Source organism: Tateyamaria algicola, from assembly GCF_047715485.1.
In the GTDB taxonomy this organism is placed as follows: domain Bacteria; phylum Pseudomonadota; class Alphaproteobacteria; order Rhodobacterales; family Rhodobacteraceae; genus Tateyamaria.
The window spans coordinates 2,082,153-2,107,534 of record NZ_CP180422.1 but is presented as its reverse complement, the minus strand read 5'-3'; the positions used below and the strand labels follow the sequence as shown (position 1 = coordinate 2,107,534).

The 25,382-nt window shown below is 60.3% G+C and carries 26 protein-coding genes; 13 read left to right on the top strand and 13 right to left on the bottom strand.

Going from position 1 to position 25,382, the window contains the following annotated elements; all coding sequences use genetic code 11:
- The first annotated feature begins 10 nt into the window (after positions 1–10).
- The 5 genes from ACMHLQ_RS12835 (at position 11) to ACMHLQ_RS12815 (ending at position 3,158) form a co-directional block, all read left to right on the top strand.
- Positions 11–607, top strand: coding sequence for a hypothetical protein (locus ACMHLQ_RS12835; protein WP_415405198.1), 597 nt, complete (start codon positions 11–13; stop codon positions 605–607).
- Between the two features lie 8 nt (positions 608–615).
- The gene (locus ACMHLQ_RS12830) at positions 616–1,104 is read left to right on the top strand and encodes an LptA/OstA family protein (protein WP_415405197.1); all 489 of its coding nucleotides are present in this window, start codon (positions 616–618) and stop codon (positions 1,102–1,104) included.
- Positions 1,104–1,862 (top strand): LPS export ABC transporter ATP-binding protein, encoded by a 759-nt coding sequence (gene lptB, locus ACMHLQ_RS12825; RefSeq protein ID WP_415405196.1) that lies wholly within the window; start codon positions 1,104–1,106, stop codon positions 1,860–1,862. Before ACMHLQ_RS12830 ends, lptB begins: the two co-directional genes overlap by 1 nt.
- A gap of 229 nt (positions 1,863–2,091) precedes the next feature.
- Positions 2,092–2,655 carry a ribosome hibernation-promoting factor, HPF/YfiA family gene (gene hpf / locus ACMHLQ_RS12820; RefSeq protein WP_415405195.1) on the top strand — a complete coding sequence of 188 codons (564 nt, stop codon included), beginning with the start codon at positions 2,092–2,094 and terminating at the stop codon, positions 2,653–2,655.
- Between the two features lie 38 nt (positions 2,656–2,693).
- Positions 2,694–3,158, top strand: a complete 465-nt coding sequence (locus ACMHLQ_RS12815) for a PTS sugar transporter subunit IIA (protein ID WP_415405276.1) — start codon at positions 2,694–2,696, stop codon at positions 3,156–3,158.
- Between the two features lie 60 nt (positions 3,159–3,218).
- On the opposite strand, the gene ACMHLQ_RS12810 is transcribed toward ACMHLQ_RS12815, so the two are convergent.
- From ACMHLQ_RS12810 to cysQ, 9 genes are all read right to left on the bottom strand, one after another.
- Positions 3,219–4,646 (bottom strand): sulfotransferase family 2 domain-containing protein, encoded by a 1,428-nt coding sequence (locus tag ACMHLQ_RS12810; protein ID WP_415405194.1) that lies wholly within the window; start codon positions 4,644–4,646, stop codon positions 3,219–3,221.
- Between the two features lie 6 nt (positions 4,647–4,652).
- Positions 4,653–6,350, bottom strand: coding sequence for a beta-1,6-N-acetylglucosaminyltransferase (locus tag ACMHLQ_RS12805; RefSeq protein ID WP_415405193.1), 1,698 nt, complete (start codon positions 6,348–6,350; stop codon positions 4,653–4,655).
- The gene (locus tag ACMHLQ_RS12800; RefSeq protein WP_415405275.1) at positions 6,347–7,333 is read right to left on the bottom strand and encodes a glycosyltransferase family 2 protein; all 987 of its coding nucleotides are present in this window, start codon (positions 7,331–7,333) and stop codon (positions 6,347–6,349) included. The genes ACMHLQ_RS12805 and ACMHLQ_RS12800 overlap by 4 nt, the downstream gene beginning before the upstream one ends.
- A 72-nt stretch (positions 7,334–7,405) precedes the next feature.
- Positions 7,406–8,548, bottom strand: a complete 1,143-nt coding sequence (locus ACMHLQ_RS12795; protein WP_415405192.1) for a glycosyltransferase — start codon at positions 8,546–8,548, stop codon at positions 7,406–7,408.
- Between the two features lie 16 nt (positions 8,549–8,564).
- A complete protein-coding gene (gene galE, locus ACMHLQ_RS12790) occupies positions 8,565–9,548 on the bottom strand; it encodes a UDP-glucose 4-epimerase GalE (RefSeq protein ID WP_415405191.1) in 984 nt (327 codons plus the stop codon).
- Positions 9,549–9,563: 15 nt separating this feature from the next.
- Positions 9,564–10,457: a UTP--glucose-1-phosphate uridylyltransferase GalU gene (galU, locus tag ACMHLQ_RS12785; RefSeq protein WP_415405190.1), complete on the bottom strand. Its 894-nt coding sequence runs from the start codon at positions 10,455–10,457 to the stop codon at positions 9,564–9,566.
- 114 nt (positions 10,458–10,571) lie between these two features.
- Positions 10,572–11,822: a glycosyltransferase family 2 protein gene (locus ACMHLQ_RS12780; RefSeq protein ID WP_415405189.1), complete on the bottom strand. Its 1,251-nt coding sequence runs from the start codon at positions 11,820–11,822 to the stop codon at positions 10,572–10,574.
- Entirely contained in the window at positions 11,819–12,619 is an 801-nt protein-coding gene (locus tag ACMHLQ_RS12775) for a 3-deoxy-manno-octulosonate cytidylyltransferase (RefSeq protein WP_415405188.1), read from the bottom strand. The genes ACMHLQ_RS12780 and ACMHLQ_RS12775 overlap by 4 nt, the downstream gene beginning before the upstream one ends.
- The gene (gene cysQ, locus ACMHLQ_RS12770) at positions 12,619–13,416 is read right to left on the bottom strand and encodes a 3'(2'),5'-bisphosphate nucleotidase CysQ (RefSeq protein WP_415405187.1); all 798 of its coding nucleotides are present in this window, start codon (positions 13,414–13,416) and stop codon (positions 12,619–12,621) included. Before cysQ ends, ACMHLQ_RS12775 begins: the two co-directional genes overlap by 1 nt.
- Before the next feature lie 118 nt (positions 13,417–13,534).
- On the opposite strand from cysQ, the gene ACMHLQ_RS12765 reads away from it, so the two are divergent.
- Entirely contained in the window at positions 13,535–14,359 is an 825-nt protein-coding gene (locus ACMHLQ_RS12765) for an ABC transporter permease (protein ID WP_415405186.1), read from the top strand.
- Positions 14,328–14,966, top strand: coding sequence for a class I SAM-dependent methyltransferase (locus tag ACMHLQ_RS12760; RefSeq protein ID WP_415405185.1), 639 nt, complete (start codon positions 14,328–14,330; stop codon positions 14,964–14,966). Before ACMHLQ_RS12765 ends, ACMHLQ_RS12760 begins: the two co-directional genes overlap by 32 nt.
- Before the next feature lie 6 nt (positions 14,967–14,972).
- Here ACMHLQ_RS12760 and ACMHLQ_RS12755 read toward each other — a convergent pair whose 3' ends face one another.
- On the bottom strand, positions 14,973–15,830 hold the full coding sequence (locus ACMHLQ_RS12755) for a delta-class carbonic anhydrase (protein ID WP_415405184.1): 858 nt from the start codon (positions 15,828–15,830) through the stop codon (positions 14,973–14,975).
- Positions 15,831–15,847: 17 nt separating this feature from the next.
- Here ACMHLQ_RS12755 and ACMHLQ_RS12750 point away from each other — a divergent pair, with 17 nt between their 5' ends.
- Both ACMHLQ_RS12750 and ACMHLQ_RS12745 read left to right on the top strand, forming a co-directional pair.
- Positions 15,848–15,982, top strand: coding sequence for a hypothetical protein (locus ACMHLQ_RS12750; RefSeq protein WP_415405183.1), 135 nt, complete (start codon positions 15,848–15,850; stop codon positions 15,980–15,982).
- Between the two features lie 253 nt (positions 15,983–16,235).
- The gene (locus ACMHLQ_RS12745) at positions 16,236–17,264 is read left to right on the top strand and encodes a fatty acid desaturase (RefSeq protein ID WP_415405181.1); all 1,029 of its coding nucleotides are present in this window, start codon (positions 16,236–16,238) and stop codon (positions 17,262–17,264) included.
- Here the strand turns inward: ACMHLQ_RS12745 and ACMHLQ_RS12740 are convergent.
- Positions 17,261–17,860: an alpha-ketoglutarate-dependent dioxygenase AlkB family protein gene (locus ACMHLQ_RS12740; protein WP_415405180.1), complete on the bottom strand. Its 600-nt coding sequence runs from the start codon at positions 17,858–17,860 to the stop codon at positions 17,261–17,263. The two genes, ACMHLQ_RS12745 and ACMHLQ_RS12740, sit on opposite strands and share 4 nt — an antisense overlap.
- 190 nt (positions 17,861–18,050) lie before the next feature.
- On the opposite strand from ACMHLQ_RS12740, the gene dnaK reads away from it, so the two are divergent.
- The 4 genes from dnaK (at position 18,051) to radC (ending at position 22,701) form a co-directional block, all read left to right on the top strand.
- A complete protein-coding gene (gene dnaK, locus ACMHLQ_RS12735) occupies positions 18,051–19,961 on the top strand; it encodes a molecular chaperone DnaK (protein WP_415405178.1) in 1,911 nt (636 codons plus the stop codon).
- 78 nt (positions 19,962–20,039) lie between these two features.
- Positions 20,040–21,191 carry a molecular chaperone DnaJ gene (dnaJ, locus tag ACMHLQ_RS12730; RefSeq protein WP_415405176.1) on the top strand — a complete coding sequence of 384 codons (1,152 nt, stop codon included), beginning with the start codon at positions 20,040–20,042 and terminating at the stop codon, positions 21,189–21,191.
- Positions 21,192–21,332: 141 nt separating this feature from the next.
- On the top strand, positions 21,333–21,845 hold the full coding sequence (locus tag ACMHLQ_RS12725; protein WP_415405175.1) for a GNAT family N-acetyltransferase: 513 nt from the start codon (positions 21,333–21,335) through the stop codon (positions 21,843–21,845).
- 106 nt (positions 21,846–21,951) lie between these two features.
- Positions 21,952–22,701 (top strand): RadC family protein, encoded by a 750-nt coding sequence (radC, locus tag ACMHLQ_RS12720; protein WP_415405174.1) that lies wholly within the window; start codon positions 21,952–21,954, stop codon positions 22,699–22,701.
- Positions 22,702–22,705: 4 nt separating this feature from the next.
- Here radC and ACMHLQ_RS12715 read toward each other — a convergent pair whose 3' ends face one another.
- Positions 22,706–24,259: a phosphate ABC transporter substrate-binding/OmpA family protein gene (locus ACMHLQ_RS12715; RefSeq protein ID WP_415405173.1), complete on the bottom strand. Its 1,554-nt coding sequence runs from the start codon at positions 24,257–24,259 to the stop codon at positions 22,706–22,708.
- A gap of 22 nt (positions 24,260–24,281) precedes the next feature.
- Positions 24,282–25,292, bottom strand: coding sequence for a hypothetical protein (locus ACMHLQ_RS12710; RefSeq protein WP_415405172.1), 1,011 nt, complete (start codon positions 25,290–25,292; stop codon positions 24,282–24,284).
- Between the last annotated feature and the right edge of the window lie 90 nt (positions 25,293–25,382).

Here is a 25,382-nt window from a genome sequence, read left to right as displayed (position 1 = left end):
GGAACATGGCATGGACCGCTATTCGCGACTGGTCGCCTGGCTCAAGGTGCTGTTGCCGCTGACCGCCCTTGGGCTGTTGTCGACGCTGTTCCTGTTGTCGCGCAATATCGATCCGATGGCGGCCATCCCTTTTGCCGAAACCGAAATCGCAAAGCGGTTGCAGGGCCAGCAGATCACCGGGCCCTTCTTTTCCGGCACCACAGACGCGGGGGATCGCGTGTCGATCGCGGCGGGCACCATGGCCACGCGCAGCGATTCGAACAATGAGGCCGAAGACCTGTCGGCACAGATCGACCTCGCCTCGGGCACGCGGGTCGTGCTGTTTTCGGATCGCGGGCAATTCGACATGGTCAGCAACACTTCGGCGCTCGAGGGCAATGTCGTGATCACGACCTCATCTGGCTACAAGCTGACAACCGACGCGCTTGCGGCAGAGTTCGACACGCTGGTGGTGGAATCGCCCGGCCCGGTTGCCGGCACCGGTCTTTTCGGACGGCTGAACGCGGGACAGATGCGGCTGCAGAGGGAAGAGGGCGACGAAAACGCCCAATTGATTTTCACAAACGGGGTGAAACTGATATACGACCCCAAGACTTTAGAAGAGTGATACGATCCGTGACGTTTCTGCGTGCCATTGCCTGCGTTGCCCTACTGGGCGTTTCAACCCCCGTCATCGCCCAAGGCACGAACGTTGCGTTCGGCACGATACGCCAGGATACATCGGCCCCGGTCGAGGTTACGGCCAACGAATTGAACGTGGATCAGAACACGGGCGTTGCGATCTTTACCGGCGATGTCGTGATCGGGCAGGGCGAAATGCGTCTGTCTGCGCCGCGGGTTCTGGTGACCTATCTGGAAAATCAGGCCGGGATTGAACGGCTTGAGGCGACGGGCGGTGTAACCCTCGTGTCGGGCCCCGACGCGGCCGAATCGCAACGCGCCGATTACGACATCGAAACCGGTTTGATCGTGATGACCGGCGACGTGCTGATGACCCAAGGCAACAGCGCCCTCAGCGCCGACCGCATGACTGTGAACCTCGACGATGGCACCGCGCGGATGCAGGGCCGGGTCAAGACCATCCTGCAAACCGGAAACAACTGATGGCCAAGCCCGACCTGAAAGTTGCGGAGGGATCGTCCGGTCTCAAGATCTCGCATCTGCGCAAATCCTACCGCAAGAAACTGGTGATCCGCGATTTTTCGATGGAGCTGAACCGGGGCGAGGTTGTCGCGCTGCTGGGCCCCAACGGGTCGGGCAAGACAACGACGTTCTACGCCGTGGCGGGCCTTGTCTCGCCCGAGGGTGGAACCGTCACGCTGGACGGCATGGATGTGACGGCCCTGCCCATGTACCGGCGCGCGCAGATGGGCATCGGCTATCTGCCCCAGGAAATGAGCATTTTTCGCGGCCTCAGCGTGCAGGACAACATCCTCGCCATTCTCGACATCACCGAAAAGGATCGGCACAAACGCCGCGAACGGCTGGAAGAATTGCTGAGCGAGTTTTCTATCGAGCACATGCGCCGGGCGCCCGCCCTTGCCTTGTCAGGTGGTGAGCGGCGGCGCGTGGAAATTGCGCGATCACTGGCTGCCAATCCGAAATACCTGCTGCTCGACGAACCCTTTGCGGGTGTTGATCCAATCTCGGTCGGGGATATCCGCAGCCTTGTGGCCGACCTGAAAAAGCGTGGCATCGGCGTGCTGATCACCGATCACAATGTGCGCGAAACGCTCGAGATCGTGGACCGCGCCTATATCTTGCATGACGGTCAGGTACTGATGTCTGGCACCCCGCAAGATGTTGTGCAAAACGAAAATGTGCGGCGCGTCTACCTCGGCGAAAACTTTCGCATTCAGTAGTCAGGCCCTAACCACGCTTGCCGCTTTTCATTGACAGCACCTGCCCTTTTGGCGTGCAATGGAGACATGGCTTTGACGCTGTCCCAGATCTGCAACTCTCCCCGTGCGCCACTTTGGCGCTGGGTCGATCCGGTTCCAGCCCAGCCATTTCCGCACATCTGACACCCTGCGTCTGGCCACACCCGTGGCCCGTCCTGTCGTCGGTGCGGACCCAACTGAAGGAGACAATATGCAATACCAAATCAGTGGCAAACAGATCGACATCGGCGACGCCCTGCAGACCCATGTACGGGATGAATTGGGGGGCGTGGTGCAGAAATATGCCGAACGCCCGACAAACGCCAATGTGGTCTTCTCCAAGTCGGCACATGAATTCGTGTGCGAGGCGACAGTGCACCTGTCGACCGGCCTGACGGCCCAGGCCAAGGCTCATGCTACTGAAATCTATGCGGCTTTTGACAGTTGTTCCGAGAAAATGGAAAAGCAGCTGCGCCGGTACAAACGCCGTCTCAAGGACCATCACAAGGAGCGCGCCCAGCCGGTTGAACTCTCGGGCGCAGCCTCGTATATCCTCGCCTCTGACGCGGATTCGGGTGAAAATGAACCCGAAAGCCTGCAACCGATCATCGTGGCTGAGATGGAGACGAACATTCCGTCCCTTTCGGTCGGAGAGGCGGTGATGCAAATGGAATTGGCAGGTGCACCAGTGCTGGTGTTCCGAAATGAGGGAAAAGACGGGCTGAACGTCGTATACCGCCGCGAAGACGGCAATATCGGTTGGATTGACCCGTAAGGGATCGGTGCCTCATGGGCACCGACGATGCGAGCAAAATGGATTTTGGAACTCTTCTGAAACCCGAGGCTGTCAAGGTAGTGACATCGGCCTCGTCCAAGAAACGGCTTCTGCACGAGATCGGTGATCTCGTGCAGAGCGCCTATGACATGAACGCGGCCCTTGTGGTCGAGGCGTTGATGGCACGCGAGGCGCTTGGGCCGACCGGCGTGGGACATGGCGTGGCGCTGCCACATGCGCGGCTTGATGGCATCGACAATGTCATGGGCGCGTTTGTGTTGCTGGACAAGCCAATCGACTTTGACGCCGTTGACCGCCAGCCGGTCGATATCGCGTTTGCCTTGTTTGCGCCGGAAGAGGCCGGTGTCGAACACCTCAAGGCGCTGGCACTTGTGTCACGCACCCTGCGCGACCAGACGATCTGCACCAAGCTGCGCGCCAACCCGGATGCGTCCACGATCTACGCAATCCTGAACGAAGCCAAACCCGCACAAGCCGCCTGACACACCCATTTTCCGGCCAGGAAACCGACAGAGTTTCGAGCCACTGTGGCGTGGACCTGTCTAAACAGGCGTCCAGTCGTCAAACCCGAACAGCAAGTAGTCGCGCGCGTAAGCCGCGCGAGTCAGGCTTTCGATTTCAGCATCGTAGATATCAGCCAACGCATGGGGCGCATCGGCTGCTGCACTGGGCAATGCTGGCGCATCCGTGATCCCGACCGCCGCTGCAAGCTCTGCCAGTTCATGCGCCAAGGTCTCTTGCCGCATCAAGCGATCCGGCAGCACGAATTCTGCAAACCCTTCAACAGTTTTGGATTGACTGGCCCAATCAGGATCAACCCTGACCGCCGTTTGCCCCGCCAGGTTGGATTTCAGAAACCCGAGAAATGCAGCGAAGGCCGCGCGATGCGCGACCTTGTCATAGCTCGGATCACTTGGGTCGGCCGGCAATGGCAAGTGGTAGCGTTTGGCCAAGGTGTTGCGGATACCACCGTAGGACCCCTGCCCGATATTCACGATCCGATGGCAAAACACCGCGTGAGCGCGCACCACAGGGTGGCGCAGAACGCTGAAACTGCGGTGCCCCGCATGCCCACGCATCCAATCACGCAGATCGTTCTGTGACAGCTTGGACGCGGGCGCGCCACCTTCGGTCCCATCGAGGGCCGCCAGCCAGGTCAGCACCGGATCGTCAACGCCACCGCGCACGGGCAGATACAACAGCGGCTGTGTTGCGCTCGCAAAGTAAGTGGGTACGGCCGCGCCGCGCCGAGGTTCGAAATTCGGTGTGCGCGTCAGGTTGAACCGGTCGAGACCCGACAGCGCCTCGGTCATCTGACCGAAATTGCTGACCTTGTCGGACAGCGCGCTGGGGTTCTGCACCTTCAGGCTTTTGTCCAGCCCATCAAGGCGGCTGTCCGTCCCCAGCCACGCCGCGAGGCCGTTCATGATATCAAGGCTTTGCAGATCTTCGTAAGCGACATAGAAAGCCGTCTGCCCGGATGTCTGAAGGCGGTTCAGCAACTTGACCTGAAACGCCTGAAGCGCGGCCAGGTGTGCGGCGAACTCATCAGGCTCGAACTCTGCCTTGCCGTCCTTGCGCGCCTTTGCATCCGTCAGCTTCCACTGGCCCGTGGCTTGCGCGATCTTCCACGAAACATAGCTGTCCACGGGGTTTCGGGTCAGCACCACCTTGGCGCATTTGGGGTCATCCATGACGCGATCAAAGATGCGGGGATCATGGTCGTGGAAGTAACGAAACCCGCTCAGCTCCGGTGTCTTCTTGATCTCGCGCAGCAACCGCTTGGGGTCAGCGTCGCGTGTCGCCTGGTCGATCCCCAGAATGTCCTTGCTGTTGGGGTAGCCAATGAAATGCGGGTTGAACGCCTCGCCATGGCAGGCCAACCCGTCAAATGCGTTCAGGTTGGATTCCAGAAAATTCGATCCGGTGCGCATCTCTGCAAACACCACGAAATAGTCGAATTGGGCCATAACGGGTTAACGCACCAAATAGGGTTTTCTGTGGCGATCTTGCGCAGGTTCCGGACCCAGCGCCACAGGAAAGTCGCCCATGAGGTACGGATGCATCCCCTGGTTCTTGAGGTTTTGGAGGAACTGGCCAAACCCGGTCAGATCCACCATCTTGGGCACTTCGGACAAACGGCGGGCCTGTGTCTGGCCGATCTCGTCCAAAATGCCCTGCAATGGCTCCATCGGTGCTTCGATGAATTCGGCCATCGTCCAGATACGCACCCGCGCCTTGACGTAAGGCGAGCGCAGCACATCCAGATGATCGCTTTCGATCCGCTGAAGCAGGGCAGCCTCTTTGCGGATATCGAGGAAGTTCATGTTTGACCGGAACAGCGGCACTGCCCATGCGCCCGAAATCACCGATACCTGCGCGTTCGGATCCTTTGCGATGCGCCAGTTCACCTTTTGATTATCGCCCGGCCCGAATTGGAAACACTGCCGCTCACCACGGGTGTTCCAGATCAGGTTCGTCAGAAACGCCTTTGCATTATAGTCGCGCGCCTTTGCGCTGCCACTCAGCGCGCCGTTCAGTGTCGTCTGCCCCTCGGCATATTCGACGACGTCCGGGTGGAACAGGTGCCCATGCACCCGCGCGCCCGTGGCCTTGGCCAGCCACGGCTCGAAATTCTCGAAAATCTCGGTAAAGCCCTGGAACACGGAATAGGGTGCGGCAGTCACGCCATTTTCCCAATCCTCGTTCGGAAACCGGCTTTGCATGTACAGACCTGGCCGCCCGCGCGTCCGCCGCTCCACCGCCTTGGCGAAAATACGGTCGATCTTGCCGGGGTTTGGTTCGGTCCGTTTCATCGCGCCCGCAGGGTCGGTCAGGAACGCCTCGTACAGCCGGTTGGCATGGGGCCAGATTTTGCGCGCGACAAAGCAGTCCGAGCGGCGCAGCAATTGTAGATGGTCGTCGTAAAAGATGTGCGGTTTGCCCTGAAAGTCGAACTTGGACAGGGTCAGCGAGCGGCTTTCGATGTTGGTCGAGTACTGGCGCGCGAGGGTTTGATAGTAACTCTCGTCCGGAATCCAGACCTGGCGGAAATAGGCGTCGTATTCCTTGCGATCCGGGCCTTGCAGGATGGCCGACAGGGTCTGGCGCGTCAGGCACCACCACTGGCTGCCCATATGGGGGACGATGCCGTCAGGTATCTTGCGCTTCAGCTTCAGGCGACGCTGCAATTCGACATATTTGTCAAACAGGACGCGCTGGCGTTTCCACGAAAAGGGAAAGCGCAAGGTGAACCGTTCTTGATCAAGGCCGCCGACGGTCCACGGGACATCGGCTGTTGTCGCGCTTTCGATGAAATCCGTGCGTGGGCGGTCGGCGAGGTATTCGATCAACTCTTCGACCGGGCGCAAGGGCAGGCAGGACCCGGAGGCGAGGTAGACGTGGCGCACATCCGAGAACTCGGCCAGCATCAACTCGGACGCCGCCTGGCTTGCCGCGACAATGCCCCAAGTGCCCCATTCGCACCGGTAGCGTTTGGAAAACTTGATCGCGGGCACGTCCGCCACGGCATTGGTAAAGGCCGCGTAGGTCTGACGGGGCACGGCGGCATCGACATGAATCACGACAGGGCATCCACCTGCCGCCCAGTGCCGCGCGGCCTGTTCGGCCCGGTCCAGCGCCGTGTGGACCAACATGACAATCCCGACACTCATGCCCAGTTGCCCTTGGACATCAGGCCCAGAATCTCGAGTTGTCGCCAGTTGATGTATTTTTCAGACCACTTGCACCACAGATCGGGATCGTCGCGCATGGACTGCGCATAGGCCTTGTACTCCACGCTCGCGGCATAGTGCTGCTTGCGCTCCAATTCTTCTGCGGCCTTGGTGTTGAATGTATCGAGGAACTTGGCATGCAGCAGCACGCCCGAGGCCTTTTCGCCGCCCCACTCGTCATAGACCTGGTTCAAGCCGCGCGGCAGCAACATATGGGTCGAACTGACATAGGCATAGCGGCGATCCCACTTGACCAATGGTATCTTGTTCAGTGCCGGGGCCTTTTCAGGGGTGTCCGGGAAAAACACGCGCGACCGCGGCCCGCCTTGTATCCACAGATTACCAAACCGCTTGTTCTTGGAGATCGTGTAATTGCCGCTGTCGAACCAGCTCGCGATCTCGATCGGGTTCTGCCCCGCTTGATAGGGCTGCTCGTCCAACCGTCCCTTGGGGTACATGTCCAGCAGCATGGCCGAGAAGGATTTGATCGAAGACGCATCCAGCCAATCGGTCAAGGCGCGCAAGGGGCGCGTGTCGCAGAACGGATAAACAAGGAATTCGTCAGGATCGACCACAAGGTTCCAGTGGCTGTGCCCGTACTTCATCTGCAACCAGTTCAGCCAGTCGACCCCGAACCGGGATCGTTTGTAGCTGCCCGAGGTTGACCACACAGATACATCCGGCTGCGATGCCAGATAGTCGACCGACCCATCCGTGCTGTCATTGTCCACGATCAGGAAATGGTTGATCCCCATCTCGCGGTAGTATTCCAGGAAATAAGGCAGGCGCACCGCCTCGTTACGTTGCGTCGAAAAGCACAGAAGGTCGCTGGGTCTTATCTGATCAGTCCGATTGACCACACGTTTGAGTTCGCGACGCTTTCGAAACGCACGAATGCGCCAGCGCTTGCGCTGAAGCCTCAGCCGATATGACTGCCAAGCGCCCAATACGTTCGTTCCTCTACCCGCCGCTTTGTGCGGCCCATGTTGCGCCTATCAGGTCAACCTTAACACAGTCTTGAAATGCGCGTCCCATGTGGGGGGCAAAAACTGTGGTGGTTTCGGCGCGGTCGGGACTGCTTCGGCCAACTCTTTGATCTTGTTTATCCACAGATAACGATCTGAAACGCTTGCGTAAACGGGAATATCACCAAGGATTTCCCGGAAAACATCCAGATCGTTCACAATGACCGGAACGCCGCGCAGTGCCGCTTCGGTGGCGGGTAGGCCAAACCCTTCGGCATGGCTGGGAAACAGGACGCCTGCGGATGCCTCGACAAGGGCGGCAAGTGCCCCGTCACTGAGCCCCGAAACCTCGCGCACCGGGCTGTCGGATGGCAAGGCATCAAGCCGGGCAAAGACGGCTTCGTTCTTCCAGCCCCGGCTGCCCGCGATGATCAAACCCGGCGCATCCGCACCCATGTCGTCCCACACATCCAGAAGGAAAGCGTGGTTCTTGCGCGGCTCGATGGTGCCGATGCACACGAAAAACGGCGACGCAGGGGGTAATCCGCCGAGCAGGGCATCGGGTGTGGGCGCCACATGCTCTGTCCCCAAATGCGCAACAATGGATGCGGGTGGGGCGGACAAATGCGCCTCGGTGCGCTGCTGTGTGTCCTGGGAATTGTAGATCAACAGATCCGCACACGCCCCGACCCGTTCGATCATGGCCGCGAAGGGTGGCACGGACCCGTCGCGCTGAAAGTCGGGAAAATCCAGCGGGATCACGTCATGCACCATCACTGCGACATGGGCATTGATGGACCGCATGGTGTCCAGAACCCGCTTGGTCAGGTTGGAATGGCCGACATTCACATATGCAAATCCCGACGGCAGTGCACCACGCAGCATGCGCGGCAACAACGCGGGTGGCACACGGCTGATGGACAGGCGCCGGGCGCGGCGCCACACACGGGTGCGGTGTGCATCTGCGGATTGCTCTGGGCTGGGTCCGGCAAGCGCGGGCGCCAAATCTTGCAGCCCCGCTTGGTCCAACAGGATGTACCCCAACTGGGCCCGGATCAGTCCGAAGGTTGGCACAGGATCCTCAAGCAATGCGCGCAGATAGGCCCACTCGACACGGTCCACCCCTGTCAGCACCTTGCCCGCCCGACGCATCAGCCGGGTGATGTCCAGCAAGCGTGCGGGTGGGGAATTATGTGTCGTAGTGGCCAGTTTGATGCCATCTCCAGGCGTCGGTGATCATGGTTTCAAGGGTCGAACGTGTGGGCCGCCAGCCCAGTTCAGCCTCGGCCCTTTTTGACCCCGAAACCAGCTTGGTGCAATCGCCAGGGCGACGCGCACCATCGACATAAGGCACCGCCTGATTGGTCACAGCGCGCGAATGGTCAATCACCTCGCGCACGGAAAAGCCCGATCCAGTGCCCAGATTGAACACCCGACTGCCCTTGCCATCCTTGAGCCATTTGAGGCCTAGCACATGGGCATCCACCAGATCGCACACGTGGACATAATCGCGCACGCACGTTCCGTCGGGCGTGTCGTAGTCGGTGCCATAAACGGTGAGGCCATCCCGCTTGCCCGCGATGGCATCAAGCATGAGGGGGATCAGGTGCGTCTCGGGTTGGTGGAACTCTCCCACTTCGCCATCTGGATCAGCCCCCGCCACGTTGAAGTAGCGGAAGATCACGTGGCGCAGGCCATGGGCGGCCTCGAAGTCCGATAGAATATCCTCGATTGCCCGCTTGGACGCGCCGTAGGCATTGATCGGGTGCTGCGCGCTGTCTTCGTCCAGAACAACGTTGTCCTGATCGCCGTAGGTGGCGCAAGTGCTGGAAAACACGAAATCCAGACACCCCGCTGCCACGGCAGCCTCGACAAGGGTGAGCGAGCCCAGAACGTTGTTGCGCCAATAGCGCCCCGGTTCCTTCATGCTTTCGCCGACCTGGCTGAGGGCTGCAAAATGCATCACGGCAACGGGCGCATATTGCGCGAACACCGCGTCCAGACGGGCGCGGTCCATCAGATCGCCTTTTTCGAACGGGCCGAACTTGACCGCATCCTGCCACCCGGTCTCGAGGTTGTCATAAGTCACAGGCACAAATCCGGCATCGCGCAACGCCTTGCACGCGTGCGAGCCGATATAGCCCGCACCGCCGGTTACCAACACATGGGTCACAAAGGAATCTCCGTGCTATTCTGCGGCCTGGTCCATTTGGACCACGTCACGGATGTATCCCAGCAAATCTTCACGCAGCTCTTCACGCGCCAGGCCAAACGACACGGTTGCCTGCAAAAAGCCCGACTTGGACCCGCAATCAAACCGCTGACCACGGAAGCGATACCCGTAAACGGAGTTCTCGCCAGCGATCTCTTGGGCGATGGCGTCGGTCAGCTGGATTTCACCACCCGAACCCGCCTTCATCTGGTTGAGAGAACGCAGGACCGAAGGGCTGAGGATGTAGCGGCCGATCACGGCCAGGTTCGACGGCGCTTCGCCAACGGGTGGCTTTTCGACCATGCCCTTGACCTCGACCATCTGGCCCATGTCGTTCTTGACGTCCAGCACACCGTAGGACGACGCCTTTTCCGGAGGCACTTCCATGGCCGCGACCATGTTTCCGCCTGTCTCTTCATAGGCTTCGACCATTTGCTGCAGGCACGGCGTTTCCGCCGCGATCACGTCGTCCGGCAGGATGACGGCAAAGGGTTCGTTGGCGATCAGGCGACGCGCGCACCACACGGCATGGCCCAGACCCAGCGCCTTGTGCTGCCGGATATAGGCAATGGCGCCGCTGTCCATGTTGGTATCCTTCAGGATATCCATCAGTTCGGTCTTGCCCTTTTTGCGCAGCTCTTGCTCGAGCACGGGCGAATGATCGAAGTAGTCTTCGAGCGCGCCCTTGCCGCGGGATGTGACAAAGATGAATTCCTTGATCCCGGCGGCGCGCGCCTCGTCGATGGCATATTGAATAAGTGGGCGGTCAACCAAGGTCATAATTTCCTTGGGCACTGACTTGGTGGCTGGCAAGAACCGGGTACCCAGACCGGCAACGGGGAAAATGGCTTTTGTAACTTTTTTACGCATGGGATCCTCGATTTAAATTATGCTGAGAGCAGGGTTCGCCTCGCATATGACCTACTCTTAGTGTGGGATGAAAGAATATCCAAACCCTCAATGCGGAACTTCGCCGCCATCGAATTAGTCACCTGCCCAAGATTTAGCCGAAATTATACGTTGTTGCGCGACGCGGGCGATCTCTTTCCTGATCCGATTGTGGAAGCTGCGCAGGCGAAACAATGGGTCGCTCCGGTCGGACCGGCCAAACAGCCCGCCGCTCTGTTCCCAGAATCCTTCGGGGTCAAACCGGATGTGGTGATAGAGGGCCGTGGGCGACAGAAGAATCAAGGTGACGATGTCGCCCGCCTTGACCCGCTTGATCGCCTCGGCGCGCAGGCGTCTGCGCTGCCAGATGCGGCCCGCCAGCACCACGCTCTCGCGCACCGTGACCGGCATGGGTTTGAAGGCGGATACAGGGCTGTCGGTGATCTGCGCCCCACCCCGTTTGCGCATCAATCCCTGGCCATATCCCTGATCCAGCCGTGACAGCAGGTAGCGCACGTCACGCGGCAACAGGCGACCCGCCACCATGTGATCAATCACGCGCACCCGTTCAGACGCACGAATGGCGCGCCAATGGTCACGGCGCTCGGGTTCCTTCAGGTACTTGCGCTGAAACACGGCCCAGCTGGCACCGATGTCGAACAGGTCCCTTGGCACGCGATCCTTCCGGCGCCGGGGGCTGGCGGCGAATCCGTGGTGCACTTCGGCCATGGGCACAACGGCGGTGGTGTGCCCCGCACGCATCAGACGCAGGTTCAGATCCGTCTCGTCCAGATAAAAGGCAAAGCCGGGATCGAACCCTTCCAGCTCAACTAACACCTCGCGGCGCACCGCCATATTGGTGCCTTCCGTCTTGGTGCCACGGCGGCCGCGCGGCGTCAGCAAGGTGGCGCGGTTGGGGTTCATCTCGAGCGATTCGGACACGCCCATCTCGTCAATGCTGCGCGCCTGCCATTGGAAGGAAATTCCGTTGCGCCCGCGCACGAAACCACCCATCGCCGCCACGTGGGGACGCGCTGCGGGGGCCACAAGCTGGGTCAGCCAACTGGGCTCTGGCACAGCGTCATCGTCGATAAACGCGACAATCTCGCCCGCAGCGTGGCTGATACCCAGATTGCGGGCCTCGGCAATGTTGGGGCGATCAAATTCGATCACCTTCACCTTGCCCGCGAGGGGCGATCCGGCAACGGCGGCACATCCCTTGGTGTCGGCGACGACCACGATCTCGAACGGTGTGTACTGGACCTGCGCCAACCCGGTCAGACAGCGGCGCAACGCGACGGGTCTGTCGCGACTGACAACCACCACGCTGACCGGAACGTTGGTCATTCCAGCCCCATCTCGGCCATCATCGCTTCGATCTTGGGCACGTCTTCGGGGTTGTTCAATTCCCAGAACTGGCGGCCACGGGCCTCTACCTCGACGCACAGGACTTGCCGGCCGTTTTCCAGGAACCGCAATTGCTCAAGCCCCTCCAGCTGCTCGAGCGGGCCCACGGGCCACCCCGGATACGCCGCCAAAGCATCGGGGCGATAGGCGTAGACACCGACATGGTGAAAGACCGGCGTATCATCCTCGGGCGCATATGACGCGTTGGTGTAGGGGATCACTTCCTTGGAGAAATAGAGCGCCTGCCCAGCCGCCCCGAACACCGCCGTGGTGCCGCCAACGCGGCCCGCCTTGCGGTCGTCCAGAAACCCGTTCAGCGTCGCGCCATCACTGCGCAGGACGGGCGTTGCAATTTCGGCTTGCGGTGCCGCGCGCAGCCCGTCGACCAACCCTTCGATGAACCAGGCCGGGGTCAATGGGGCGTCGCCTTGCAGGTTCACAACGATGTCGTAGCCACCGCCCAGCGCTGCATGCGCCTCGGCACAGCGTTCGGTGCCGTTGAAACAGGCGTCTGACGTCATCACGACCTCGGCGCCAAAGCCGTCGCAAGCATCCTTGATACGATCATCATCCGTTGCAACCACGACACGGTCCACGCCCGCCACATCGCAGGCCGCGCGCCAACTGCGCTCGATCAGCGTCTGGGCCACGCCGGTCGCACCGCTCAGCGGCACCAGCGGCTTGCCTGGATAACGGGACGAGGCATAGCGCGCAGGGATAACGATCAGGACAGACATCAGGCAGGCTTTAGCGCGACACCCGGCGCATAGGCGATAAAGAACGGATTGGCGTACCCATCCTTGCCATAGACCAGCGGCGTGTGATCATCAAAACGCACCACGTGCCCACCGGCCCCCGACAGAACGGCATGACCCGCCGCCGTGTCCCACTCCATCGTGCGGCCAACGCGGGGGTAAATGTCGGCCTCCCCGGTCGCAACCAGGCAGAACTTGAGCGAGGACCCCGCGCTTTTCATGTCTTTGACAGCGTATTTGTTGATGTAGTCGTCGGTCGCCTGATCGCGGTGGGATTTCGAGGCGACGACCATCAGCGCCGCGTTGTCGCTGTCAGCCACATGCATGGGCGTCACTTCGCCCACGCTGTCCTTGTCCAAAGCGCCCGTTTCCTCGACCGACTGGCCATCGGCCTGGGTAAAGAACATGCGGCCCTTGGCAGGGGCATAGACAACGCCACGCGTCGGCACACCCGCTTCGACCAGCGCGATGTTGACGGTAAAGTCGCCCCGGCGATGGACGAATTCCTTGGTGCCGTCCAACGGATCCACGATCAGGAAGGTATCACCGGTGGTCGTGTGCGTCGCTGCCTGCTCTTCCGTCACCAGCATGACATCGGGAAACGCCGCGCGCAGACCCGCGGAAATCAGGGCATCCGCCGCCTCGTCCGCAGCGGTCACGGGACTGTCGTCGGACTTTACCTTCACGTCGAAGTCGTCCGAGTTGTAGATCTCCATGATCTTGTCACCGGCTTCGAGGGCGAGCTTGCGGATCACAGGGATCAAATTGTCGTAGTTCATTAAATTGTTCCTTGGACGGGCATTTGTTGAAAATGTGATGCGCGCCCCTTATGCTGCGGTGCTAACGGAACGGCAAGAATTCCCTGCGATCATCGCGTTAGTCGAGGCAGAACCGCTTATGTTTCAATCAACCCGCAAGCCGCAATCCGGCTTTGGCACCGCCTTGGCGATGTTCGAGGTGATTTATCACTCGATCGTCCGCTCTGTGCGCAAGGCCCATAACAACGCCTTCATGGCGATTGCGATGAACATGCTGCAGGTTGTGATCTTTGTGATGGCTTTTTACGTGATGTTCTCGATCCTCGGGCTGCGCGGGGCTGCGATCCGGGGCGATTTCCTGCTCTACATCATGACCGGCATTTTCCTTTACATGACGCACACCAAGACGCTGGGCGCGGTGGTGGGGTCCGAAGGGCCGGCAAGCCCGATGATGCTGCACGCCCCGATGAACACCATTGTGTCGATTTGTTCGGCAGGGCTTGGCGCGCTCTATATCCAGGTGCTGTCGCTGTTCATGATCCTGTTTATCTACCACGTGGCCTTTACCCCGGTGGAGGTGGAACAGCCCTATCCCGCCTTTGGTATGCTCTTGCTTGCGTGGTTCACCGGTTTCGCCCTCGGGCTTGTGTTGTTGGCGATCAAGCCGTGGTTTCCGACGGCCGTGTCCGTCTTTACCCAAGTTTACCAACGCGCCAACATGATCGCATCGGGCAAGATGTTCGTCGCCAACACGCTGCCCAGTTTCATGCTGGCTATGTTTGACTGGAACCCGCTGTTTCACGCCATTGACCAGTCGCGCGGCTTTACCTTCATCAACTACAATCCGCGCTATTCCTCGTGGGAGTACGCATTCTGGGTTGGAATCGTCCTGATCATGGTGGGGCTGATGGGCGAATTCTACACCCGTCGCCATGCCTCGATCAGCTGGGGCGCACGCCGCTGACGGTTTGGCGATGTCGGCCATTGATGAATACATCGCTGACGCCGCGATCCTGGCCGAACCCTACAGCGCCCTGAGCGAGGCCGAGATCTTGCGGTCCGTCTCTCACCTCTTACCCAGCGCGCCCGCGATCCTTCTCGACATAGGGGCCGGGATCGGGCGCAGCGGCGCGTGGTTTGCAGCGCAGGGGATCACTGTGACGTCGGTCGAACCGGTGGCGGCGTTTCGTGCCTTCGGGCAGGAACGCTTTGGCGTCGCTATGCAGACTTGGATCGACGACCGGTTACCGCACCTTGCCCGCGTTCGAGACCTCGGGGTGCGATACGATACCATCCTGATCAGTGGCGTCTGGCATCACCTGTCGCCCAGGGAACGCATCGCCGCCCTGCATCAATTGCCAGATTTGCTAGCAGATAATGGCCGGATCATACTGTCACTGCGCCATGGCCCATGCCCCCGCACACACCACCCCGCCCCTGTATCGGCACTGGCAGGGTCCGCACAGGCCACTGGCCTGGACATCGAGTTCCAGACCAACGCCCTCTCGATCCAGCAGAGCAACCGTGACAGCGGTGTCACATGGACATGGGTGTGTCTGCGACACCGCTAAACGCAGCTATTCGATAGGAGCAATCAGATCCGGGTTGAGGACCAGATTGCGCACGCCATGCGCGTGATCCTCGTCAAACACGTTGTCCTCCAGCCAGGCCCCGACCGACGCGATGTTCACCTTGACCACATCGGGCCGCACGCTCCACGTCACCTGAAAGGGGGAACCGGTTTCATTATATCCCGGCCCGGTGGTCGATCCGGCATATTCAACGGGGGTGCCCGTGTCACCGGGAATGTTCAGCGCCTGGTGAAACCCATCGACCACGGCGTGTTCGGCCAGCATCTGAAAATCCTGCGCCGCCGGATCATTGACCAGAACCATCACCTGCGTCTCGACCCGTAATTGCGGGTTGTTGATGGCCTCACTCAGGCAAGACCCAAGGGTCGGACCGGGCGCGACCTGGGCCGTGCTGAAGACATAGTGCACCTCGATCGTGTCGCCCGGGACAAGGCTGCCATGTTCAGTGACACCGATTTCCTCTCCGAACGGCGCAAGTTCCGCCGCGCTCAGCGTGCCGGAATACTTGAAGCCAGTGCCATAGCCCGCACCATCGCCATTACCTGCATACAAGGTGAATTCACCGCCCCTATGCTCGGCGCTTTCGTGAAAGTGGATGTTGCACAGGTTCATCGCTGTATAGGCCGGGGCAGCCTCGAACACGCGCGCGTTTGAACCGGTCAGAGTGTCAAGGTCGCGGGGGGACTGCGGACCGAACCCCGCACCATCCGTCGCAGCGGCCAACGCGGTCCGCTGCGCTGCAATCACATCATCCCCCACAGCACCTTGCGTGTCGGATGCCGCAGCTGCATTGACACTGGAAACAACGGCAACGGTAATCGCCACACCGCGAAAATAAGTCATTGTGAACCTCATTGGTTGTGTCCAAATCAGACCCCGCCACGCAAACGGCGCAACAGGATCGCGCCGCACCCGATGATGCCAAGCGCACGGACACAGTAGCGGACGGGCACAATGCTCGCTACTACTATAAGGCGAAGACGGCGGCGGCATGACGGCATGGCACAGCCCTGTTGTTGCCCATTTGAAACAGGTGTCACGGTGGGGCCTGTGCCCATCCAATGGCCGTCAACCAAGCAAAAAACAGATGCGCGAGGCCGCCCGAACCGCCAATCCCGCGCTTGCCGGGATAAGTTTTCGTGATCGGGTCCAACAGTCATAGGATCGAAAGAACAAAGCTGATAGCGTGCGCGCAAAGGCACGGGCACACCTCTATCGCGTCGGCCAACAACGACAATAAGCAGGCGTATGTTCGATCAGTCCCCCCGGCCAATCACCGATACCGATTCCCCGCAAAAATGGATCAAGGTCCTCTCTGAATATCGCGAGCCCAGCGCGCTACGCTCATCCTTCGAGTTGGGGGTGACAATCGGCCCCTTCGTGCTGCTTTGGGCGCTGGCCTGGGTCTCGCTGTCCTACAGCTACTGGCTGACCTTTGGGATTGGCCTGCTGAACGGGGCCTTCCTTTTGCGCCTGTTCATCATCCAGCACGATTGCGGGCACGGCTCGTTCTACCAAAGCCGCAACCTCTCGGACTGGCTGGGCCGGGTGATCGGTGTGCTGACCCTTACGCCCTACGACGTCTGGCGGCGTTCGCATTCGATCCACCACAGCGGGTCCGGCAATCTGGGGCGACGTGGGATCGGGGACGTGCACACGCTGACGGTCACTGAATACTACGCGCTCAGCCGCCTCAACCGCCTGTTCTACCGGCTTTATCGCAACCCGGTCGTATTCTTTGGCCTTGGGCCGGGATACCTGTTCCTGTTGCAAAACCGTCTGCCGCTCGGCTTTACCGAGCATGTGAAGTACTGGGTCAGTGCGATGGTCACGAACGCCGGGATCATCCTTGGCCTTGGCACGATCCTCTATTTTGGTGGATGGATGCCCATTCTGCTCATCTTCCTCCCCTCGACCCTGTTGGCCGCGACGGCGGGGGTGTGGCTGTTCTATGTCCAGCACCAGTTCGAAAACACGCACTGGGAAGAGGAAGAAGATTGGCACATGCATCACGCTGCCCTGCATGGGTCGTCGCACTATGTGCTGCCGCCAGTGCTGCAATGGGCGACGGGCAATATCGGGATCCACCACGTGCATCACCTTTACAGCCGTCTGCCGTTCTACCGGCTGCCCCAGGTGCTGCGGGATCACGCGGAACTGGCCAAGATCAATCGTATGACCATCCGCGACAGCCTGAACACGGTGCGCCTGCACCTCTGGGATGAAAAGACCAAGCGGCTGTTGTCCTTTGCCCAGGCGCGGATGCACTACGGCTAGGTGACCACACGGCACGTCAGGTTGATGCGCCCACCTTTGGGCAACAGGCTGGACGAGCCAAAGCGGATGCGATCCACCCCGTGATAGGTCAGGCGGGCGTCGCCGCACATGAGGACGACATCGCCACTCTCCAGCCACAGCGACTCGGTCTTGCCACCGCGCGTGGTATTGCCAATGCGGAACAGCCCGGAATCCCCCAGCGACACGGACAGCACCGGCCATTTGAAATCCGCCTCGTCCTTGTCCTGATGCATGCCCATGCGCGCGGCCTCGCCGTAGTAGTTGATCAAACAGCAATCGGGGTCGCGGGCCAGCCCCGTCAGATCGCGCCACAGCGCCAGCACGGCATCGGGAATCGGGGGCCAGTCAACACCGCTGGGATGCTGCGGCGCATAGCGATATCCGCGACGATCTGCATACCATCCCACGGTCCCGGCCGAGGTCATGCGCACCGACATCGGCTTGCCATACGGGGTTTCCGGCGAAAACATCGGCGCCGCCTCGGCAAGCTTGCGCACGGCACGCACTAAATCTGCCTGTGCAGCGGCGTCCAAACACCCTTTGTAGATGTCAAAACCGCGAATAGTTGCTCTCACAACCCAATCCCCCCGTTATGTGCAATTTTTGGTGTTTTGCACCCCGTACCAACGGTTGCAGCGTCAAATGACCCTCCTTATATACGCCCCAGCGCGCAAGGGATCTTGCGCAATCCAATACGTGGCGTCGATGCCGAAACGGGTCGCCGCCTCGTGTCATCGCCTTGAACTGATATGAGGGATCGAAAACATGGCCAAAGTCATTGGTATTGACCTAGGAACAACAAATAGCTGCATCGCCATCATGGATGGCAGCCAGCCCCGCGTGATCGAAAACGCGGAAGGCGCGCGGACAACACCGTCCATCGTCGCATTCACCGAAAACGAACGTCTCGTCGGCCAGCCTGCCAAACGGCAAGCAGTGACGAACCCCGACAACACCATCTTTGGTGTGAAGCGCCTGATCGGCCGCCGCAACGACGACGCGGATCTGGCCAAGGACAAGAAAAACCTGCCCTTCAACGTGATTGACGGCGGCAATGGCGACGCATGGGTTGAAGCCCGCGGCGAGAAGTACTCGCCCAGCCAAATCTCCGCCTTCATTCTGGGTAAGATGAAAGAGACCGCCGAGAGCTACCTTGGCGAAGACGTGACCCAAGCGGTCATCACCGTTCCCGCCTATTTCAACGACGCCCAGCGTCAGGCGACCAAGGACGCAGGCAAGATTGCCGGCCTCGAAGTGCTGCGGATCATCAACGAACCGACTGCCGCCGCGCTGGCCTATGGCCTCGACAAGGAAAACTCGCAAACCATCGCGGTCTATGACCTTGGCGGTGGTACGTTCGACGTGACCATCCTGGAAATCGATGACGGCCTGTTCGAAGTGAAATCGACCAACGGCGACACATTCCTGGGTGGTGAAGACTTTGACATGCGCATCGTCAACTACCTCGCCGACGAGTTCAAAAAGGAACATGCCGTTGATCTGACCGCCGACAAGATGGCGCTGCAACGCCTGAAAGAGGCGGCAGAAAAGGCCAAGATCGAACTGTCGAGCGCGAACCAGACCGAAATCAACCAGCCCTTTATCTCGATGGGCAGCAACGGTCAGCCGCTGCACATGGTGATGAAGCTGACCCGCGCCAAGCTGGAACAGCTGGTCGGTGACCTGATCAAATCCTCGATGAAACCCTGTCAGGCAGCCCTGAAAGACGCAGGCCTGTCGGCAAGCGACATTGACGAGGTTGTGCTGGTCGGCGGTATGACTCGAATGCCGCGCGTGGTCGAGGAAGTGACCAAGTTCTTTTGCAAGGAGCCCCACAAGGGTGTGAACCCGGACGAAGTGGTCGCCATGGGCGCCGCCATTCAGGCCGGTGTTCTGCAAGGCGACGTCAAGGACGTTGTCCTGCTCGACGTGACACCGCTGTCCTTGGGCATCGAAACACTGGGTGGCGTGTTCACCCGCCTGATCGACCGCAACACCACGATCCCGACCAAGAAGTCGCAGATTTTCTCGACCGCCGAAGACAACCAGAACGCCGTGACCATCCGCGTGTTCCAGGGTGAACGGGAAATGGCCTCCGACAACAAGATCCTCGGGGCCTTCAACCTTGAAAACATCCCGCCAGCGCCGCGCGGCATGCCCCAGATCGAAGTGACCTTCGACATCGACGCCAACGGCATCGTGTCGGTCGGCGCCAAGGACAAGGGCACTGGCAAGGAACAGCAGATCACGATCCAGGCCTCGGGCGGTTTGTCCGACGAGGACATCGAACAAATGGTCAAGGACGCCGAGGACAATGCCGAGGCGGACAAGGAACGTCGCGAGCTGATCGAGGCGAAAAACCAGGCCGAAAGCCTCATCCACTCGACCGAAAAGTCGATGGAAGAGCACAGCGACAAGGTCGACCCGACCACGATCGAAGCGATCGAACTGGCCATTGCCGCGCTCAAGGACGAGTTGGAAACCGAAAACGCGGACAAGATCAAATCGGGCATCCAGAACGTGACCGAATCGGCCATGAAACTGGGCGAGGCGATCTACAAGTCGGCGCAAGAAGAAGCGGGTGACGAACCAGCCGGTGCCGACGAACCCCGCGATGCCGACGACGATATCGTTGACGCCGAGTTCGAAGATTTGGACGACGACAAGCGCGCCTGATCCACGTGGAAAACGGAACCAATCACGAGGCCGGCCCGATCAGGCCGGCCTCAGACGTTCCAGCAAAGGACATGATCCATGGCAAAACGTGACTACTACGATGTGCTTGGCGTCTCCAAAGGCGCATCGGCCGACGAAATCAAAAAAGGTTACCGCACCAAGGCCAAGGAACTGCACCCCGACCGCAATTCGGACAATCCAAATGCCGAAGCGCAGTTCAAGGAGGCAAACGAGGCCTATGATGTTCTGAAGGACGCCGAAAAAAAGGCGGCCTATGATCGCTTTGGCCACGCCGCGTTCGAGGGCGGCATGGGCGGTGGCGGACGGCAAGGCGGCGGCTTTGGCGGCCACCACCCGGATATGGGCTCGGCCTTTTCAGACGTATTCGACGACCTTTTCGGCGACTTCATGGGTGGCCAGCGCGGCGGTGGCGGACGACGTGCCGCGCGCGGTTCCGACTTGCGCTACAACTTGCGCATTTCCCTAGAGGACGCATTTGCGGGTCTGCAAAAGACGATCAACGTACCGACCTCCGTGGGCTGTACCAGCTGTGATGGCACCGGCGCAGAAAGCGGGTCGGAACCCACGACCTGTCCCACCTGTTCCGGCATGGGCAAGGTGCGCGCGCAACAAGGCTTCTTTACGGTCGAGCGGACCTGCCCAACCTGTCAGGGCCTCGGGCAGCACATCAAGAATCCTTGCAACTCCTGCGGCGGCGCGGGCCGGGTCGAAAAAGACCGCGCGCTTTCCGTCAATATTCCCGCGGGCGTGGAAACCGGCACCCGCATCCGCCTTGCGGGCGAGGGCGAGGCCGGCATGCGCGGCGGGCCCTCGGGTGATCTCTATATCTTTATCGAGGTGTCCGAACACAAACTGTTCGAACGCGACGGGACAAACCTGTTCTGCCGTGTACCGGTCAGCATGGGCACCGCCGCCCTGGGTGGTTCGATCGAGGTGCCGACGATTGATGGTGGACGCGGACGGGTGCAGATTCCCGCAGGTTCACAATCGGGTCGCCAGATGCGGCTGCGCTCCAAGGGCATGCCTGCCCTGCGTGGCGGCGGCGCGGGCGACATGTTCATCGAGTTGGCGGTCGAAACACCGGTGAACCTGACCGGCCGCCAGAAAGAGTTGCTGCGCGAGTTCGAAGAGTTGTCCGAAGAGAACAACCCAGAATCCTCCAGCTTCTTCTCTTCCGTAAAATCCTTTTGGGATTCGATGAAAGGCTGACGTAAGGCGGAGTTAACTCCGCCTTACCCACGTCTGTGCAGCGCGATACCAACACCGATTCAGGGCGGATCAAGATCCGCCTTACTGACGGACTGCGTAAGGCGGCGTTTACTCCGCCATCCTTCGGTCTACACTGGGCCCATGCGCCTGACATCCCACGCCACCACTTTGCGTCGACTTTCGCCCGGCGACCTTGCGGCGTTCCAGGCCTACCGCAACGACCCCATCGTCGCCCGCTTCCAAAGCTGGGAACAGATGGATGACGCAAAGGCCACGCATTTCCTGACACACGCATCCGCGATCACGCCGCTTTTGCGCCCAGGCCACTGGACGCAGATCGCGGTGGCCGACAGCGAAACGGATGCGCTCCTTGGTGACATGGGTTTGCATCTGGCCACTGACCAGGCCAGCGCTGAACTTGGCATCACGCTCGCCCGTACGGCCCAAGGTCAGGGCCACGCCACACGCGCGGTGTCCCTCGCGGTCGCGCTCTTGCTTGACACAACGCGCATCGCAAAAATCAACGCATGGGCAGAAGTGAACAATGCACCGTCACGCCGGTTGATGGAGCGTACAGGCTTTGTCCAGACCGGCATTGAAACGACCGATGGCGTGACCGAGGCCGTGTTTGTTTTTGAGCGTCCTGTCGCCTGATCATGGTCTGCCCACCAATTGGGGGCACACTTTTTGACGTGTGTTTCGCCTCCTTTCGGAAGTTACAGTTAACCCTTTTCTAACCAAGGCTGGGCATGCTGCGGGCATGACCCATTTCGCGGAACAACCCCTGCCATTCGACTTTGACGAGGCCACCCCGGTCACGCTTCCCAAGGGGCGGACACCCTCCTACATGGTCGACCACCGCAAACGCTTGCGGGCCCGGTTCATGGATGGTGGTGCCAGCGCCATGCCCGACTACGAATTGCTTGAACTCGTGCTGTTTCGCGCGATCCCACGGCAGGACGTGAAGCCCTTGGCTCATCTGCTGATGGCGGAGTTTGGCGACTTCAACCGCGTGGTGTCTGCACCCGTCGAGCGGCTGCGTAGCGTCAAGGGCGTCGGCGATGCGGTGATTGTGGAGTTGAAAGTGGTCGAGGCTGCATCGCAACGGCTGGCGCGCGCCAAGGTGCTGAACAAGCACGCAATTTCAAGCTGGGATGCGCTGGTCGATTACTGCCACACTTCCATGGCCCACCGCGAAACCGAACAATTCCGCGTCCTGTTTCTGGACCGCAAGAACATCCTGATCGCAGATGAAGAGCAGGGAAAAGGCACCGTCGATCACGTGCCCGTCTACCCCCGCGAGGTCGCAAAACGGGCGCTGGAACTCAATGCCTCTGCCCTGATCCTGGTCCACAATCACCCGTCAGGCGATCCTACCCCCAGCCAATCCGACATCGACATGACCGCACAAATGGAAATGGCCTGCGCTGCCCTCGGGCTGACCTTGCACGACCACCTGATCGTCGGAAAATCCCGCGAGTTGAGCTTTAAATCCGAGGGTTACCTCTAAGCCTCTAGCGCACCCACACCTCGACACGGCGATTGGCCTGCCGCCCCCAGGCACTGTCATCACAGGCCATGGGCAGCGCCTCACCAAAGGCATCCACGCTCAATTGAATACGTTCAAAATTCGCCGTCTCCGCGGCCGCCATCACAGCACGCTTTACCGCCTCGGCCCGGCGCAGCGCGATGTCCCGATTGGCGGTCGACGGCCCATCCCCGTCACTGAAACCCACCAGCAGTATCTGGCGCGCGTCGTACTTGCCCTGCTCAAGCGCACGAGCCAATTGCTGAACGTTCGAGCGTGATTGCGCATCCAGCCGCACCGACCCCGCCTCGAACCTGAACGACGTGGTAAGCCGCGCCATGCCATACAGCGTCCGGGTCATGCGCTGCAATTCACCCAAGGTGATCTCGGGGCCAGCAGAGGTGACCGCGTTGGCAAACCTGTACCCCTGATCATTGATCGAGATCTCTTCGGGGGCCTGATCAATGAACCCTGCACGCCGGATCATGTTCTGAGCCGACACACCCCGGGTAAAGGCAAGGAATTCGCGCGCCACCTTGGGCAGTCGGCGGGCAGGCATATAAAGGAACATGGGCGCGGTAAGCGGATAATCCTCGGTCTTGATCGTTCCGCGCGCCGCGCTGAGAGAGAAGCCGCAGGATCCCGTCAACGTGAGCGCGCGCGTATTTCCCGTCTCGGCGTAGCTGGCGATGCCGATGGCAAAGGGGTCACGCAACACGGCATCCACCACATTGCCTGCACGGTCATGGCGGATGATCCCCTCGGCAAACGCCATGCGGGCAGGGTCCATGATCTCGTCCTCGACAGTCTGGCCCAGACCGGTACGCGCGCCCGGCAGATGAAGGGAAATCGGCGCATCGGCACCGCCCAGTTGCTGCCAATTCGTGATCCGCCCGGCAAAGACCTGAGCCAAGGCCTGCGGCGATATCTGATCCACTGGATTGGTCGGCGCAACAATGGGCACCATGGCATCAAGCGCCAGCACACGGCTACGGTTGGCGTCGGTCATGTCCCCCATACCTGCATCGCGCGCACGCTGGCGTTCATCGGGACGAATTTCGCGCAAGGCCATGACGATGTCGGCGTCATTGGCCAGCAGATCGGCAAACCCTTCATCCGTGGTCGAGACGTGAAAGAAAAACAGCGCCACGGCCTTGTCCGTGGCAGCGTCGCGCAGTTCGTAGACAAAGTTGGCGGGCCCGACAGCCTTGCGGTTCGCCACGTAGTCATTGCGCAGCGCGAACCCCTCGATCAATGCGGGCATCAGCACCGACCCCATGGTGGACGAGCCTGAGATACTGACCTCGGCCACGAAATCCTGCAGGTTGGGGCAGGCCGGGCCATCGCACAGCACGCCCGACCCATCGACCGTCAGTTCCCCATAGATCGTTTCGATGCGGTAAAACTCACCGTCAAAGCCCAGCAACGTACCGCTGAGTTCGACGTGCCCATCGGGCGAGGTCAGCGTGACATCCTGCGCGGCCAGCGCAGTGCACAAGAAAGAAAGTGCGGCGAAAATCGCCGCACGTGCCCAAGCCATAAGGTGCCCTTTGTCGCAACGGTCAGTTGCTGGCGACTTTCAGGTCTGAGACAAGATTGTTCAACACCAGAAAACTGCCAACAGCGTCGCACCCAGGCACTGACAGTGTCAGGTCCTGTGTTTTCATCTGGCCACCGACCATCATTTCCAGCGATTGGGCTTCGATTTCGAGGCCACAGTTCTCCATGTTTACCTCGGCCTCGACACTCAGGTCGATAACGCCCGACTGTGCGGCCATCGCGCTGGGGAAGGTGTAGATTTCCGCCATCAAGGGTTCGGCAGACAACGTGTCGCCCAATCGCATGATAAAGCCGTTTTCACCTGTCGTCATTCCGGCAGCATTCTGCGCAACACCGGACCATACGTGCCCGTTCTCGCCATAGTCCGCACCGAATTCGCGGGCATGCAGTTCGAAACCCGCGCGTCCACGCCATTGCAGGGCAACGCGGTCATATTGCGTGATCTCGGGCACCATAGTCTGCGCAACAGCGCCGTCGCCAGCCGAGAATGCCATGATGAACACGGCCTGTTCGGTCAACGCGGGCACGGTCACGGACAGGCTGCCCGCCTCGTCCGTCGTTTCGGTGAACATCATGCCGTTGTGATGCACTGTCAGACGCTCGTTTGCCGCACAGGGCGCATCAAGCGCGAGGTTCACCATCGCACCGATGACAGGCGTCGCCGTGGCTACAATCTCGCAACCTTCGGGGGTCGGAAGATTGTCGGGCACCGGTGGTGCGTCGGCGTTCGAGGGGGCAGACACACGCTGAACGCTGGCCTCGCCGCCGGGAACAGGCACAGCCGAAGTGTCGGAGGCAGAGGTCAGTTCGATCTCTTGCACCTGCAACAGCACGTCGGCGCTCGCGTTTCCGTTCAATGTTTCGTCCGGGGTCTCGGGCGCAGGAATTGTGACCGGTCGGGCAGACTTGCCGTACCGTTCCTTCGCAGATTCGCCGCTTTGCATGACGAAACCAATACCCACGGCGATGGCGAGCGTGCCAATAGCCGTGACGATTTCCTTCATATGCCGCATTGTCCCATGTCCCTTCCACGGATTGGTTCAAGGGATACAAATCGCACGGCAAAGGGGCCCGGTTATGACCGGTGTGCGGAGTCTTTGGGG

Bases quoted from the DNA above. Each gene is read 5' to 3' on its own strand.
- ACMHLQ_RS12745 (WP_415405181.1), top strand. From the start codon at position 16,236: ATGTTCGATCAGTCCCCCCGGCCAATCACCGATACCGATTCCCCGCAA.
- ACMHLQ_RS12810 (WP_415405194.1), bottom strand. From the start codon at position 4,646: ATGGCCCAATTCGACTATTTCGTGGTGTTTGCAGAGATGCGCACCGGA.
- radC (WP_415405174.1), top strand. From the start codon at position 21,952: ATGACCCATTTCGCGGAACAACCCCTGCCATTCGACTTTGACGAGGCC.
- ACMHLQ_RS12755 (WP_415405184.1), bottom strand. From the start codon at position 15,830: ATGACTTATTTTCGCGGTGTGGCGATTACCGTTGCCGTTGTTTCCAGT.
- ACMHLQ_RS12780 (WP_415405189.1), bottom strand. From the start codon at position 11,822: ATGACCAACGTTCCGGTCAGCGTGGTGGTTGTCAGTCGCGACAGACCC.
- ACMHLQ_RS12815 (WP_415405276.1), top strand. From the start codon at position 2,694: ATGGATTTTGGAACTCTTCTGAAACCCGAGGCTGTCAAGGTAGTGACA.
- ACMHLQ_RS12760 (WP_415405185.1), top strand. From the start codon at position 14,328: ATGCCTCGATCAGCTGGGGCGCACGCCGCTGACGGTTTGGCGATGTCG.
- cysQ (WP_415405187.1), bottom strand. From the start codon at position 13,416: ATGAACTACGACAATTTGATCCCTGTGATCCGCAAGCTCGCCCTCGAA.
- ACMHLQ_RS12775 (WP_415405188.1), bottom strand. From the start codon at position 12,619: ATGTCTGTCCTGATCGTTATCCCTGCGCGCTATGCCTCGTCCCGTTAT.
- galU (WP_415405190.1), bottom strand. From the start codon at position 10,457: ATGCGTAAAAAAGTTACAAAAGCCATTTTCCCCGTTGCCGGTCTGGGT.
- dnaK (WP_415405178.1), top strand. From the start codon at position 18,051: ATGGCCAAAGTCATTGGTATTGACCTAGGAACAACAAATAGCTGCATC.
- dnaJ (WP_415405176.1), top strand. From the start codon at position 20,040: ATGGCAAAACGTGACTACTACGATGTGCTTGGCGTCTCCAAAGGCGCA.
- ACMHLQ_RS12725 (WP_415405175.1), top strand. From the start codon at position 21,333: ATGCGCCTGACATCCCACGCCACCACTTTGCGTCGACTTTCGCCCGGC.
- hpf (WP_415405195.1), top strand. From the start codon at position 2,092: ATGCAATACCAAATCAGTGGCAAACAGATCGACATCGGCGACGCCCTG.
- ACMHLQ_RS12715 (WP_415405173.1), bottom strand. From the start codon at position 24,259: ATGGCTTGGGCACGTGCGGCGATTTTCGCCGCACTTTCTTTCTTGTGC.
- ACMHLQ_RS12710 (WP_415405172.1), bottom strand. From the start codon at position 25,292: ATGCGGCATATGAAGGAAATCGTCACGGCTATTGGCACGCTCGCCATC.
- lptB (WP_415405196.1), top strand. From the start codon at position 1,104: ATGGCCAAGCCCGACCTGAAAGTTGCGGAGGGATCGTCCGGTCTCAAG.
- ACMHLQ_RS12805 (WP_415405193.1), bottom strand. From the start codon at position 6,350: ATGAGTGTCGGGATTGTCATGTTGGTCCACACGGCGCTGGACCGGGCC.
- ACMHLQ_RS12765 (WP_415405186.1), top strand. From the start codon at position 13,535: ATGTTTCAATCAACCCGCAAGCCGCAATCCGGCTTTGGCACCGCCTTG.
- ACMHLQ_RS12835 (WP_415405198.1), top strand. From the start codon at position 11: ATGGACCGCTATTCGCGACTGGTCGCCTGGCTCAAGGTGCTGTTGCCG.